The organism is Nonomuraea sp. AD125B (assembly GCF_041402765.1).
Taxonomy (GTDB): Bacteria; Actinomycetota; Actinomycetes; order Streptosporangiales; family Streptosporangiaceae; genus Nonomuraea; species Nonomuraea bangladeshensis.
This window is the reverse complement of sequence record NZ_JBGLOU010000010.1, coordinates 203,464-218,329: the sequence shown is the minus strand read 5'-3', so window position 1 is coordinate 218,329 and position 14,866 is coordinate 203,464. Positions and strand designations below refer to the sequence as shown.

At 75.6% G+C, this 14,866-nt stretch carries 5 protein-coding genes; all 5 read left to right on the top strand.

Going from position 1 to position 14,866, the window contains the following annotated elements:
- From ACBR40_RS26505 to ACBR40_RS26485, 5 genes are read left to right on the top strand one after another with little or no spacing between them, the layout of a single operon-like run.
- Entirely contained in the window at positions 1–192 is a 192-nt protein-coding gene (locus ACBR40_RS26505) for an MbtH family NRPS accessory protein (RefSeq protein WP_344219442.1), read from the top strand.
- A 13-nt stretch (positions 193–205) separates the two neighbouring features.
- Positions 206–3,301, top strand: a complete 3,096-nt coding sequence (locus tag ACBR40_RS26500; RefSeq protein WP_371250492.1) for an amino acid adenylation domain-containing protein — start codon at positions 206–208, stop codon at positions 3,299–3,301.
- Complete coding sequence (locus tag ACBR40_RS26495) at positions 3,298–9,690, top strand: amino acid adenylation domain-containing protein (protein WP_371250491.1); 6,393 nt, start codon at positions 3,298–3,300, stop codon at positions 9,688–9,690. The genes ACBR40_RS26500 and ACBR40_RS26495 overlap by 4 nt, the downstream gene beginning before the upstream one ends.
- Complete coding sequence (locus ACBR40_RS26490) at positions 9,687–13,595, top strand: amino acid adenylation domain-containing protein (RefSeq protein ID WP_371250490.1); 3,909 nt, start codon at positions 9,687–9,689, stop codon at positions 13,593–13,595. The genes ACBR40_RS26495 and ACBR40_RS26490 overlap by 4 nt, the downstream gene beginning before the upstream one ends.
- The gene (locus ACBR40_RS26485; protein ID WP_344219450.1) at positions 13,573–14,841 is read left to right on the top strand and encodes an MFS transporter; all 1,269 of its coding nucleotides are present in this window, start codon (positions 13,573–13,575) and stop codon (positions 14,839–14,841) included. Before ACBR40_RS26490 ends, ACBR40_RS26485 begins: the two co-directional genes overlap by 23 nt.
- Positions 14,842–14,866 lie beyond the last annotated feature (25 nt).

Genomic DNA, 14,866 nt, shown 5'->3' with positions numbered 1-14,866 from the left:
ATGACGGACGGCACGTACAAGGTCGTGGTCAACGACGAGGAGCAGTACTCCATCTGGTTCGCCGACCGCCCGCTGCCCGCGGGCTGGCGGGAGGAAGGCTTCTCGGGGGCGAAGCAGGACTGCCTCGACCACGTCGAACGGGTCTGGACCGACATGCGCCCGCGCAGCCTGCGCGAGGCCCTGGGGCAGTAGAGGAGCGGCCCAGGTGACCGGCACGTACGCCTTTCCCGCCTCGTTCGCCCAGGAACGGCTGTGGTTCCTGGCGCGGCTCGATCCCGGCGCGCCCGCGTACCACATCAACGCCGTGATCGAGCTGCCCGAACGGGACGATCCGGACCGCTGCGAGCGGATGCTGCGCGAGCTGGTCCGGCGGCACGAGACGCTGCGCACCGCCCTCGCGGTCGAGGACGGGGAGCTCGTCCAGGTCGTCCAGGTCGAGCTGCCGGTCGCACTCCCCCGGACCGACCTGCGCGGCCTGCCGCCCGAGCGGGCCGAGCGCGAGTTCGGCGCGCTGGCGCGGGAGCTGGCGCGGCGGCCGTTCGCGCTGGAGCGGGCGCCGCTGTGGCGGGCGCACCTGGTGCGGATGCCGGGCGGGGCCGCGCAGCGGCTGGTGTTCGTGGTGCACCACGCCGTGTTCGATGCCCGCTCGGCCACGAACTTCGCGGCGGAGCTGGAGGAGCTGGACGCGGCCTGGGCCGAGGGCAGGCCGCCCCGGCTGCCCGAGCTGCCCGTCCAGTACGCCGACTACGCCGCCTGGCAGCGCGAGCACCTGGCGGGCGGGGTGCTCGCCGCCCAGCTCGGCCACTGGCGGGACCGGCTCGCCGGCCTGCCGGCCGACCTCGGGCTGCCCACGGACCGGCCCCGCCCGGCGGTGCGCGGGCACGCCGGGGCCGAGCACCACCTGGCGCTGCCCGCCGGCCTGACCGGCGCGCTCGAAGCGCTGGCCAGGCGGCGCGGGGCGACGCTGTTCATGGTGCTGCTCGCGGGGCTGAAGGCGGTGCTGTCCCGGTACGCCGGCCAGCACGACGTCGTGGTCGGCACGCCGGTGGCCGGGCGCGAGCTGCCGGAGTTCGAGCCGCTGCTCGGCATGTTCGTCAACACGCTGGTGCTGCGTACCGACCTCGGCGGCGACCCGGAGTTCGGCGAGCTGCTGGATCGGGTGCGCGAGACCGTGCTGGACGCGCTCGACCACGCCGAGGCGCCGTTCGACCGGCTGGTGGAAGCGCTCCAGCCGGTACGCGACACCAGCCGCACGCCGCTCTACCAGGTGGGGTTCAACCTGCTGCCGATGAGCACGCGCGGCCAGTTCCCGAACGGCACCGCCCAGCTCGACCTGAACGTGGACGTCGTCAGGACCGCCGACGGCGCCGGCGTCTACTTCGAGTACAGCACCGAGCTGTTCGACGCCGCCACGATCGCCCGCCTGGCGGAGGCGTACCAGCTCGTGCTGGAGGCCGCCGCCGCCGATCCCGGCACGCGGCTGTCGGAGCTGCCGCTGATGACGGCGGCGCAGCGGCACGAGCTGCTGACCCGCTGGAACGGCACGGCGGCGGCGTACCCGGAGCGGACCCTGCACGAGCTGGTCGCCGAGCAGGCGGCGCGCACGCCCGGCGCGGTGGCGGTGCGCGGGCCGGACGGCGAGGAGCTGACCTACGCCGAGCTGGACGCCCGCGCCGGAGCGCTGGCCGGGCGGCTCGCGGCGGCGGGCGTGCGGGCCGAGACGTGCGTGGCGCTGTGCCTGCCGCGCGGGGTGCCCCAGGTCGTCGCGCTGCTCGCGGTGCTGCGGGCGGGCGGGTGCTACCTGCCGCTGGACGCGGCGTACCCGGCGGAGCGGCTGGCGTACCTGCTGGCCGACTCCGGCGCGGCGCTGCTGGTCACGGAGTCGGCGCAGCTCGACCGGCTGCCGGTGGAGCGTCCGCCGGCGCTGCTGCTGGACGGGCCCGAGCCGGCGCGGCCCACGGCTCCGGTGTCGTCGGTGGGGCCCGATCACCTCGCTTACCTGATCTACACCTCCGGCTCCACCGGGCGGCCCAAAGGGGTGCAGGTGCCGCATCGGGGCGTGGTCAACCTGGTCACGGACGTGATCCGGCGGCTGGGCGGCGGCAGCGCGCTGTATCTGACGTCGCTGTCGTTCGACATCGCGGCGCTGGAGATCTTCACGCCGCTGCTGTCCGGCGGCACGCTCGTGATCGCGCCCGAGGACGCCGCCCGCACCCCCAAGGAGCTCCGCCGGGCCGCCGAGGACGCGGACCTGGTGCAGCTCACCCCGTCGGTGGCGAGCCTGGCGGTGGAGCACCTGCCGCCGGGGGTGCCGCGCGTCGTCCTGGGCGGCGAGCCGCTGCCCGTCGCACTGGCGGCGCGGCTGCTGGAGGTCGCCGGGGAGCTGTGGAACTTCTACGGGCCCACGGAGACGACCATCTGGTCCACGGCGTACCGGGTGCCGCGCTCCCCTGACGTGATGCTGATCGGGGAGGCGCTGGCGAACACGACGGCGTACGTGGTGGATCGGGAGCTGCGGCCGGTGCCGGTCGGGGTGCCCGGCGAGCTGCTGCTCGGCGGGGCGGGGGTCACCCGCGGCTACCACCGGCGGGCCGCGCTCACCGCCGAACGCTTCGTCCCCGACCCGTTCGGGCCGCCGGGCGGACGGCTCTACCGCACAGGCGATCTCGTCCGCCGTCATGCGGACGGTCAGCTGGAGTACGTCGGGCGGCTCGATCACCAGGTCAAGATCCGCGGCGTCCGCATCGAACCCGACGAGATCGCCGCCGTCCTCACCGAACACCCCGCCGTCCACCGCGCCGTCGTCACCGTACGCGACGACGCCCCCGGCGGACGCGGACTCGTCGCCTACACCACCGGCACCGGCGACGAGAACGATTTACGCGCCCACCTGCGCGCCCGCCTCCCCGACAGCATGATCCCCGCCGCCTTCGTCACCCTCACCGACCTCCCCGTCCTGCCCAGCGGCAAGCTCGACCGCAACGCGCTCCCCCCGCCGCAGGCCACGACGGAGAGCGGGGGGTTCGTGGCGCCGCGCACGCCGATGGAGGAGACGCTGGCCGGCATCTGGGCCGAGCTGCTGGGGCGGGAGCGGGTCGGGGTGACGGACGACTTCTTCGCCCTCGGCGGGCACTCGCTGCTCGTGGTGCGGCTCATCGGGCGGATCGACGCGGCGTTCGGGGTGGAGCTGCCGCTGCGGCGCTGCTTCGACGCGACGACCGTCGAGGAGCAGGCGCTGGCGGTGCTCGAAGAAGGGCTGAGCGAGGCCGGCCTGCTGGAACTGCTGGAGGAGGAGCGGTGAGCGACGCGAACGGGGTACGGGCGCGGCTGGCCGGGCTCAGCCCGGAACAGCGCGCCGCACTGGAGGCCCGCCTCGCGCGCGCCCGCGCGGGGAAGCGACCCGGCCCGGACGCCGAGTCCCCTGCCGAGGCGCCGGCGGGCGGAGCACTGGCATCGCCGGGCGGGACGCTCCCCGACGGGGCTCCAGCAGACGGGGCGCTGTCTGATGCGCAGCGGCGGCTCTGGGTGGTCGATCAGCTTGATCCGGGCAATCCGGCCTACACCCTGTCATGGGCTTACCGGATCGTGGGCGATCTGGACGCGGCCGCGCTGGCGGCGGCGTTCGACGCGCTCGTGGAGCGGCACCCGATCCTGGCCCATGTCGTCGGGACCCGTGACGGCGAGCCCCGGCAGGGCCCCGGCCCGGTGCGGCCCGTGCTGCGGGTCGAGGAGATGTCGGCCGCCGAGGCCGACGCCGCCGCCCGCGAGGAGGCCCGGTTCGCCTTCGACCTGAGCGCCGGCCCGCTGACCCGGGCCCGCCTGCTGCGCGTCGCACCCGGCGAGCACCGGCTGATCCTGACCCTGCACCACATCCTGGCCGACCGCTGGTCGGTGGCGATCCTGTTCCGCGACCTGTTCCGGCTCTACAGCGGCGAGCCGATGCCTCCGCCGCCCGCGCCGTACGCCGGTTACGTGGCCTGGCAGCGCGACCGCCCGTCGCGGGAGCGCGACCTGGCCTACTGGCGGGCGGCGCTCGGCGGCCTGCCCGACGCGCTCGATCTGCCCGCCGACCGGCCGCGACCGCCGATGCAGTCGAACCGGGGCCGCCGCCTGCTGTTCGAGCTGGACGCCGAGCTCACCGCCGGCCTGCGCGCCCTTGCCGCCGGGCAGCGCGCCACGCCGTTCATGGTGCTGCTCGCCGGGTTGCAGGCGCTGCTCGCCCGCTACACCGGGCAGCCCGACATCCCGATCGGCACGCCGGTCTCCACGCGGCCGGACGCCTCCCTGGACCAGACCGTCGGCTTGTTCCTCAACACGGTGGTGCTGCGCGGCGACCTGTCCGGCGACCCGGCCTTCACCGAGCTGGTACGCCGCGCCAGGGAGCGGACGCTGGACGCGTTCGACCATGCGGGGCTGCCGTTCGAGACGCTGGTGGAGGAGCTGTCGAGCGGCCGGGACCTGTCCCGCAACCCGCTCTTCCAGGTCATGCTCGCCTACCAGAACACGCCCGCGCCGCCGGCCGAGCTGCCCGGCCTGCGCCTGGAACGCCTGGACGTGCGGCCCGGCACCGCCATGTTCGACCTGGACCTGATCGTGGAGGAGCGCCAGGACGGCTCGCTGCTGTGCGTGCTGGACTACGCGACGGACCTGTTCGACGACGACCGGGCCGGCCGCCTGGCCGCGCACCTGCGCACGCTGCTGGGGGCCGCCGTCGCCGCGCCGGACCTGCGGCTGTCGGAGCTGCCGCTCATGGACGCGACCGAGCTCCACGACACCCTGCACGCCTGGAACGGCGCCGCCGTCCCCTACCCGGAGCGCGGCATCCACCACCTGGTCGCCGAGCAGGCCGCCCGCTCGCCCGGCGCGTGCGCCGTCGAGGGCGAGGACGGGGCCGTGCTCACGTACGCGGAGCTGGAGTCCCGCGCGAACGGCCTGGCCGCCGAGCTGCGGGCGCTCGGCGTCGGCGGGGAGACGCGGGTCGGCGTGTGCCTGCCGCGCGACCCTGGCCTGGTGGTGGCGCTGCTGGCCGTGCTGAAGGCGGGCGGCTGCTACGTGCCGCTGGACCCCGGGTACCCGCCTGGCCGCCTGGAGGAGCTCGTCACCGACTCGGGCGCCGCCCTGGTGCTCACCGTCGCGGCTCTGCGGGACCGCCTGCCGGGCACCGCGCGGGTCCTCCTCCTGGACCAGGCGACCTGGGAGGCCGGTCCGGGGCCCGAGCCGGCGTTCCATCCGGATCAGGCCGCGTACCTGATCTACACCTCCGGCTCCACCGGCCGGGCCAAAGGCGTCGTGGTGCCGCACCGGGGGCTGGTGAGCCTGCTCGGCGACGTGCGCGAGCAGCCCGGACTGGAGCCGGGCGCGCGGTTCCTGTTCCTGACGTCGGTGTCGTTCGACATCGCGATGATCGAGCTCTTCGGCCCGCTGGTCACCGGCGGGACGGTCGTGCTCGCCTCGGCGACCGAGGTCGAGCGGGTGCACGAGCTGATCCGGCGCGGCGGGCTGCACACCGTGCAGGCCACGCCGTCGGTCCTGGAGGGGCTGCTGCCCGCGCTCGCCCACGGGGTGCCGCGCGTGATCAGCACCGGCGAGGCGCTGCCCGGCCCGCTCGCCGACCGCCTGCTCGGCGTCGCCGGCGAGGTGTGGGACCTGTACGGCCCCACCGAGACCACCGTGTGGTCCACCAGGCGGCGGGTCACCGACGGGCGGGGCGGCTCGATCGGCCGGCCGGTCGCCAACACCACGGCGTACGTGGTGGATCGGGAGCTGCGGCCGGTGCCGGTCGGGGTGCCCGGCGAGCTGCTGCTCGGCGGGGCCGGGGTCACCCGCGGCTACCACCGGCGGGCCGCGCTCACCGCCGAGCGGTTCGTCCCCGACCCGTTCGGGCCGCCCGGCGGACGGCTCTACCGCACCGGTGACCTCGTCCGCCGCCACCCCGACGGCCACCTCGAATACCTCGGGCGGCTCGACCACCAGGTCAAGATCCGCGGCGTCCGCATCGAACCCGACGAGATCGCCGCCGTCCTCACCGAACACCCCGCCGTCCACCGCGCCGTCGTCACCGTACGCGACGACGCCCCCGGCGGACGCGGACTCGTCGCCTACACCACCGGCGCCACCGACGAGAACGATTTACGCGCCCACCTGCGCGCCCGCCTCCCCGACAGCATGATCCCCGCCGCCTTCGTCACCCTCACCGACCTCCCCGTCCTGCCCAGCGGCAAGCTCGACCGCAACGCGCTCCCCCCGCCACGGGCCACGACGGAGAGCGCAGGATTCGTGGCGCCGCGCACGCCCGGCGAGCGCGTCCTGCACGGCGTCTGGGCCGAGCTGCTCGGCCGCGACGACTTCGGGGTGGAGGACGACTTCTTCGCCCTCGGCGGGCACTCGCTGCTGGCCATGCGGCTGGTGGTGCGGCTGCGGGAGGCGTACGGGGCCGAGGTGACGCTGCGGCGCTGCTTCGCGACCCCGACCGTCGCGGCCCTCGCCCCGCTCCTCGGCGGCGCGGGCGGCAAGCCGGAGCCGATCCCGCCCGCGCCCGCCGGGCCGGTACGGCCCTCGCACGCGCAGGCCCGCCTGTGGTTCCTCGACCAGCTCGACCCCGGCAACCCGGCCTACAACGTCGCCTGGGCGGAGCGGCTGACCGGCCCGCTGGACGTGGCCGCGCTGACGGCCGCGTTCGACAACCTGGTGGACCGGCACGACGCCCTGCGTCTGGTCGTCGCGGACGAGGACGGCGAGCCCGTCCTGCGCGAGGGCGACCGCAGGCCCCGGGTGGCCGTCCTTTCCGGCGAGGACGTGGGCCGGGAGGAGGCGCGGCACCGTTTCGACCTGGCCGCCGGGCCCCTGGCGCGGGCCGCGCTGGTCCGGCGCGGCGCGCACGAGCACGACCTGTACCTCACCCTGCACCACGTCGTCGCCGACCGGTGGAGCCTGTCGATTTTGCTGCGCGACCTGATGGAGCTCTACCGCGCCCGGGTCGCCGGCTCCCCCGCCGAGCTGCCGGCGTTGCCCGCCCGCTACCTGGACTTCGCCGCCTGGCACCGGGAGCGGGTCGCGGAGCGGTCGGCGGACCTGGCGTACTGGAAGGACGCGCTCGACGGGCTGCCCGGCGGCCTGGACCTGCCCGCCGACTGGCAGCGGCAGGGGCGGGCGAGCGGGGACGGGCGGCGGCTGACGTTCCCGATCGACGCGGAGACGACGGCGGCGGCGCACGCGCTGGCGCTGGAGCGGCAGGTGACGCCGTTCATGGTGGTGCTGGCCGCGTTCCAGGCGGTGCTGGCCCGCTACACCGGCCGGACCGACATCCCCGTCGGCACGCCGGTCTCGGGCCGGTCCCATCCGGACGTCGAGGAGCTGGCCGGGCTCTTCCTCAACACGCTGGTGCTGCGCGGCGACCTGTCCGGCGATCCGAGCTTCGCCGAGCTGCTGGCGCGCGTGCGCGAGCGCGTGCTGGACGGGCACGAGCACGCCGAGCTGCCGTTCGAGGTGCTGGTGCAGGAGCTGGCCGAGGAGCGTGACCTGGCCCGCAACCCGCTGTTCCAGGTGATGCTCGCCTACCAGAACGTGCCGCCCGCGCCGCCGGACGTCGCCGGGATCGCCCTGCGCACCCTCGACGTCGATCCGGGGGTGACGCAGGCGGACCTGCACCTGGTGATCGAGGAGGCCGGCGACCGGCTCACGGGCGTGCTGCACTACGCGACGGACCTGTTCGACCACGACCGGATGGAGCGCTTCGCCGACCACTTCCGCGCCCTGCTCGCCGCCGCGCTCGCCGAGCCGGACCGGCCGGTCGCCGACCTGCCGCTGCTCACGCCGGCCGAGCTGGAGCTCATCCGGCGGGCCAACGACACCGGCGCGGCCGTCCCTGACGCGACCCTGCCGGAGCTGCTGGCCGCGCAGGCCGCCCGCACCCCGGACGCGCCCGCCGTCGGCTGCGACGGCGGCTGGACCAGCTACGCCGAGTTCGCCGGCCGGGTGAACCGGCTGGCCAGGCGGCTGCGGGCGCTCGGCGCGGGCCCCGGGGAGGTCGTCGGGGTGTGCCTGGAGCGCGGGGCGGACCTCGTGGTCGCCGTGCACGCGGTGGTCGCGGCCGGGGCGGCGTACCTGCCGCTGGAGCCGGACCATCCGGCCGGGCGGCTGGCGGGCATGCTGGCCGACGCGGGCGCGCGGCTGACCGTCACGACCGGGGCCCTCGCCCACCGGCTGCCGGACCCGGCGGTGCTGCTCGACCGGGACGCCGGGGCGATCGCCGCCGAGGACGGCGGGCCGCTCGGCGTCCGGCCGCATCCGGACGACCTGGCGTACGTGATCTTCACCTCGGGGTCCACGGGCCGGCCCAAGGGCGTCGGCGTCTCGCACCGGGCGATCGTCAACCGGCTGCGCTGGATGCAGGACGCCTTCCGGCTCACCGGGGACGACCGGGTGGCGCTGAAGACGCCGTACTCGTTCGACGTGTCGGTGTGGGAGCTGTTCTGGCCGCTGATGACCGGGGCGGGGCTCGTGGTCGCCAGGCCCGGCGGGCACGCCGACCCCGCCTACCTGGCGGACCTGCTGGAGCGCGAGTCGGTCAGCACGGTGCACTTCGTGCCGTCGATGCTGGACGCCTTCCTCGCCGAGCCCGGCCTGGGCGCGCGGCTCGGCGCGCTGCGCACCGTGGTCTGCTCGGGCGAGGCGCTGGGCGCCGGCCTCGCCGCCCGCTTCGCCGCCGCGCTGCCCGGCGCCTCGCTGCACAACCTGTACGGGCCGACGGAGGCGGCCGTGGACGTCACCTGGCATCCGTACGAGCCGGGCGAGCGGGCGGTCCCGATCGGGCGGCCGGTGCCGAACACCCGGCTGGAGATCCTCGACGAGCGCATGAACCGGGTTCCCGTCGGGGTGCCGGGCACCCTGTGGATCGGCGGCGTGCAGCTCGCCCGCGGCTACGTGGGCCGACCGGCGCTGACGGCCGAGCGGTTCGTCCCCGACCCGTACGGCCCGCCGGGCGGCCGGCTGTACGACACCGGCGACCTGGCCCGGTGGCGGCCCGACGGCGAGATCGAATACCTCGGCCGCGCCGACCACCAGGTGAAGATCCGCGGCATGCGGGTCGAGCTCGGCGAGATCGAGGCGGCGCTGGCGGCGTTGCCGGGCGTGCGCGCCGCCGCCGTCCGCGCCGTCGCCGACCCCGCCGGATTGCGCCTGGCCGGGTACGTGGTGCCCGCCGACCCGGCCGATCCCGGCGGCGGATGGGAGGCGCCGCTGCGGGACACGCTGCCCGACCACCTGATCCCGAGGACGTGGACGGTGCTCGCCGAGCTGCCGCTCAACCGCAGCGGCAAGCTCGACAGGAACGCGCTCCCCGACCCGCGCGCCGCCGAGTCCGCCGGGCACGCCGAACCGGAGGGGGAAGCCGAGCGGGCGGTCGCCGCCGCCTGGCGCGGCGTGCTCGGGCTGGAGCGGGTCTCGGCCCACGACAACTTCTTCGCCGTCGGCGGCGACTCCATCCGCAGCCTCAAGGTGGTCGCCCGCCTGCGCGAGGCCGGGTACGCGGTCCGGCTGGAGCAGCTCTTCCGCCACCAGACCGTCAGGGAGCTGGCCGGGCGGCTGGGCACCGCACCGGCGAGTGAGCCCGCGCAAGCCCCACCGGAGCGGCCGTTCGGCCTGCTCAACCCCGAGGACCTGGCACGACTGCTGGAAGGCGAGGCGCGATGACCGTGACGACGGGAGCCGCGCGCGGCCTGGAGGACGCCTACCCTCTGGCCGCGCTGCAGGCGGGGATGCTCTACCACAGCGCGTACGAGCCGGACGCCGCCACCTACCACGACCTGACCACGATCACGCTGCGCGGCCGGTTCGACGCCGGGGCGTTCCGCGCGGCGCTCGCCGAGGTGACCGCCCGCCATCCCGTGCTGCGCACCTCGTTCGACCTGACCGGGTTCAGCGAGCCGTTGCAGCTCGTGCACCGCGCGGCCACGCTGCCGCTGGAGGTGACGGACCTGTCCGGCGACCCGGAGGCCGGGCGGCGGCTGGCGGCGTGGTCGGAGGCGGAGAAGCGGCGGCCGTTCGACTGGGCGTCGCCGCCGCTGGCCCGCGCGCACGTGCACGTGCTGGCCGCGGAGCTGTTCGCGTTCAGCCTGAGCTTCCACCACGCCATCCTGGACGGGTGGAGCGTCGCGGCCCTGGTCACCGAGCTGCTGCGGCGCTACCACGGGCACCTGACCGGCGAGCCGCTGCCGGTCGCCCCGCCCGGCGCGGCCTTCCGCGAGCTGGTGGCCGACGAGCGCGCCGCCGTGGCCGCGCCGGAGACGCGCGCGTTCTGGCGGGAGCGGGTGGCGGACGCGCCGGACACGCGGCTGCCGCGCCTGCCGGGCCTGCCGGGCTCGCACCGCTCGCACGGCCCGCACGGCGAGCCGGGGGCCGAGGTGCTGCGGCTGCCGCTGCCCGCGGAGCTGCTGGAGCGGCTCGGCGCGGCGGCCAGGGAGCTGGCGGTGCCGCTGCGCACCCTGCTGCTGGCCGCCCACCTGCGGGTGCTCGCGCTGGTGACGGGCGCGAGCGAGGTGATGACCGGCCTGGTCACGCACAGCCGGCCGGAGCGCGAGGCCGGCGAGGAGGTGCTCGGGCTGTTCCTCAACACCGTGCCGCTGCGCCTGGACGTGACCGCGCCGACGTGGGCGGCGCTGGCGCGGCAGGTGTTCGAGGCGGAGGTGGCGCTGCTGCCGCACCGGCGCTACCCGCTGTTCGAGATCCAGCGGGACGCGGGCCGGTCCCCGCTGCTGGACGTGCTGTTCGACTTCCGCGACTTCCACGTCTACCAGGGCCTGCCGGGGGCCGGTCCCGGCGTCGAAATCGTGGGACAGGACTTCTTCGAGCAGACCGACGTGCCGTTCGCCGCCGCGTTCAGCCGCTCGCGCGAGCACGGCGGCTTCGACCTGACCCTCACCTACGACCGGGGGCAGTTCGGGGCCGGGCAGATCGCGCGGATCGGCGAGCACTACCTGACCGCGCTCGGCCAGGCCGCCGATCCGGCCGCGGATCCGCGGCCCGCCGAGCCGTACCTGGGGCGGGACGCCGCCGCGATCGACGGCTGGAACGCCACCGCCCGCGACTGGCCGGAGGCGACGCTGCACGAGCTGATCGCCGAGCAGGCGGCGCGCACCCCCGACGCGCCCGCCGTCTGCTACGACGGCACGTGGATCAGCTACCGGGAGCTGGCCGGGCGGGCCGGGGCCGTCAGCGCGCGGCTGGCGGCGGCCGGGGTCCGGCCCGGCGACGTCGTCGGCGTCCATCTCGAACGCGGCCCCCTCCTGCTGCCCGCCCTGCTCGGCGTGCTCGGGGCCGGGGCCGCCTACCTGCCGCTGGAGCCGGGGCTGCCGGCGGAGCGGGTGGCGTACATGATCGAGGACGCGGGGGCGCGCACAGTGCTGACCGGTGGCGCGGCGGGCCTTCCCGAGGGGGTCGCCCTGTCCCTCGACGGCCTCGGGGAGGAGGACCGGCCGCCGGTGCGGGTGCCTCCCGACGCGCTCGCGTACGTGATCTTCACCTCGGGGTCCACGGGCCGGCCCAAGGGCGTCGGCGTGTCCCACCGGGCGATCGTCAACCGGCTGCGCTGGATGCAGGAGGCGTTCGGGCTGGGCACGGACGAGCGCGTGCTGCACAAGACGCCGCTGTCGTTCGACGTGTCGGTGTGGGAGCTGTTCTGGCCGCTGATGACCGGCGCGGGGCTGGTGGTCGCCGAGCCGGACGCGCACCGCGACGGCGCCAGGCTGGCCGGGCTCGCCGCCGCCCACGGCGTCACCACCATGCACTTCGTGCCGTCCATGCTGGAGCTGTTCCTGGACGAGCCCGAGCTGCCGCCGCTGCGCCGGCTCATCTGCTCCGGCGAGGCCCTGGGCGCGGAGCTGGCCGCGCGCTGCCACGACCGGCTGCCGGGCACCGGGCTGCACAACCTGTACGGGCCCACCGAGGCGGCCGTGGACGTCACCTGGCATCCGTACGAGCCGGGCGAGCCGCTGGTGCCCATCGGCCGGCCCGTCGCCAACACCCGCCTGGAGGTGCTCGGCCCGGACGGCCGCCGCGTGCCCGTCGGCACCCCGGGCGAGCTCTGCCTGGGCGGCGTGCAGCTCGCCCGCGGCTACGTGAGCCGGCCCGCGCTCACCGCCGAACGGTTCGTCCCCGACCCGTACGGGCCGCCCGGCGCCCGCCTCTACCGGACCGGCGACGTGGCCCGCTGGCTGCCTTCGGGCGAGGTCCAGTACCTCGGCAGGACCGACTTCCAGGTCAAGATCCGCGGCCAGCGGGTCGAGCTCGGCGAGATCGAGGCGCTGCTGGCCGCCGACCCCGCCGTCCGCGCGGCCGTCGTCGTGCTGCGCGGCGACCGGCTCGTCGGCTACGTCGTCCCCGAGGGCGACGGGCCGGTCGATCCCGCCCCGGCGCTGCGCAGGCGGCTGCCCGAGCACATGGTCCCCTCCACCTGGGTACGGCTGGACGCGCTGCCCGTCACCGCCAACGGCAAGCTCGACCGGGCCGCGCTGCCCGATCCCGGCGAGAGCGGGCGGGCACCGTACCTGCCGCCGCGCGACCCGTTCGAGGCCCGGCTCGCCACCCTGTGGGAGGAGACGCTCGGCGTCGACGCGATCGGCGTGCACGACGACTTCTTCGCCCTCGGCGGCCACTCCCTGCTGGCCCTGCGCCTCACCATGCGGCTGCGCAAGGAGCTGGGCCGTGAGGTGCCGCTGTCGGCGGTGCTCACCGCGCCGACCGTCGCCCTGCTGGCCGCCGAGCTGCGCCGCCCGCAGGACAACGACGGCACGCCGCGGCGGATCGTGCCACTGCGGCCGACCGGCGAGCGCGACCCGGTGTTCCTGTTCCACGCGCTCGGCGGGCAGGTCTTCCGCTATCTGCCGCTGACCCGGCACCTCGGCCCCGACCAGCCCGTGTACGCGGTGCAGGCGGCCGGGCTCGCCCCCGGCGAGCGGCCGCACGCCACGCTGGCGGAGATGGTGGACGACTACACCGCCCACCTGCTGGAGGTCCGGCCGCACGGGCCGTACGTGCTGGGCGGCTACTGCATCGGCGGCAACATCGCCCTGGAGACCGCCCGCCGGCTGCGTGAGCTGGGCGAGGAGGTGCCGCTCGTCGTGCTGTTCTACTCCGACGCCGACGAGCCGGTGCTGCGCGCCTCGCTGGAGGACGACGCCGTCCTGCTCACCCACGCCCTGGCCGGCGGCAACGTCCAGGTCGACCTGGACGAGCTGCACCGGATGGACCCCGACGAGCGGCTGCTGGCCGTGATCGACGCCGCCTCCCGCGCCGGCACCCTGCAGCCCGACACCGCCGACCTGCGCCAGGCCCGCCGGTTCGTCGAGGTCTTCCGCGCCAACGCGCACGCCGTCGGCCACTACCGGCACGCCCCCTACGACGGGGACGTGCTGCTGTTCTCCCCCGCCGCCGAGGGCGTGCCGCCCGACGACATGGGCTGGCGGGACGTCGTCACCGGCCGCCTGCGCATCTCGCCCATCCACGGCGAGCGCTTCACCGTCATGTACGAGCCCCGGGTCGCCCTCGCGGCCGCCGAACTGAGGAGCAGCATCGACCATGGCCTCACCCCCCACGACTGAGCCAGCCACGCTGTGGCGCGACCGCGACTTCCTCAAGCTGTGGAGCGGCGAGAGCCTGTCGCTGGTCGGCTCCCAGGTGACCGTGCTCGCCATGCCGGTCGTCGCCTACCTGTGGCTGCACGCCTCCGTCGCCGAGATGGGCGTGCTCGGCGCGCTGGCCAGGCTGCCGATGGTGCTGTTCTTCGTCGTCGGCGTCTGGGTGGACCGGATGCGGCGGCGGCCGGTGCTGATCTGGAGCGACGTCATCCGCGCGTTCATGCTGGCCACGGTGCCGGTGCTGTTCGTCATGGACCTGCTGACGCTGTGGTGGCTGTACGTCGTCGTGCTCGTGATGGGCGTCTTCGGGGTGCTGTTCGAGATCGCCTACCGGTCGTACCTGCCGGCGCTGGTGGCTCCCGAGCACCTCGGTGACGGCAACAGCAAGCTGCAGCTCAGCGACTCGGTGTCCAAGGCGGTCGGGCCGAGCCTCGCCGGGTTCCTCATCGCCACCCGGTCGGCGCCGCTGGTCATCATCGTGGACGCGGTCAGCTACGTCCTGTCTGCGCTGTTCCTCGTCTCCATCCGCAAGCGCGAGGACCCGCCGCCGCCCGACGACGGCGGCTCCATGATCGCGGCCATCCGGGCCGGGTTCGGCTGGGTGATGGCCCATCCCGTGGTCCGGCCGCTCGCCATCGCCAGCGCCGTGTACTCCTTCTTCGACATCGGCATCCTGCAGACGCTGCTCATCCCGTACCTGATCGAGGGTCCCGGCGTGCCGGCCGGCTGGGTCGGCGGGGTGCTCGCGGTCGGCGGGGTCGGGGCCATCGCCGGGGCGTGGCTGTCGGTGCGGCTGATGAAGCGGGCCGGGCCCGGGCCCACCATGTTCTGGTCCACGGTGATCGGCAACAGCGCGCTCATCCTGGTGCCGCTGGCGGGCGGGCCACTCTGGCTGGCGATCGGCGTGCTGGCTCTCTCCCAGTTGCTCGTCGGGCTGTGCACGCAGGTGTTCGTGGTGAACAACATCACCGTGCTGCAGTCGGCGACGCCGCGCGAGCTGGTAGGCCGGGTCATCGCCACCATCTGGGCGATGGGGCTGGTGCCCGCGCCGGTCGGCGCGCTGGTCGCCGGGCTGCTCGGCGAGGCCGTGGGGATGCGGCCGGTGGTGCTGGCCGCCGCGCTGATCGGCGCGATCGTGCCGATGATCGTGCTGGCGATGTCGCCGATCCCCCGGATGAAGGAGATGCCGCAGGCCCCCGCCCCGGCATGAGGCAGGGCGTGACCCTGGTCGGCCG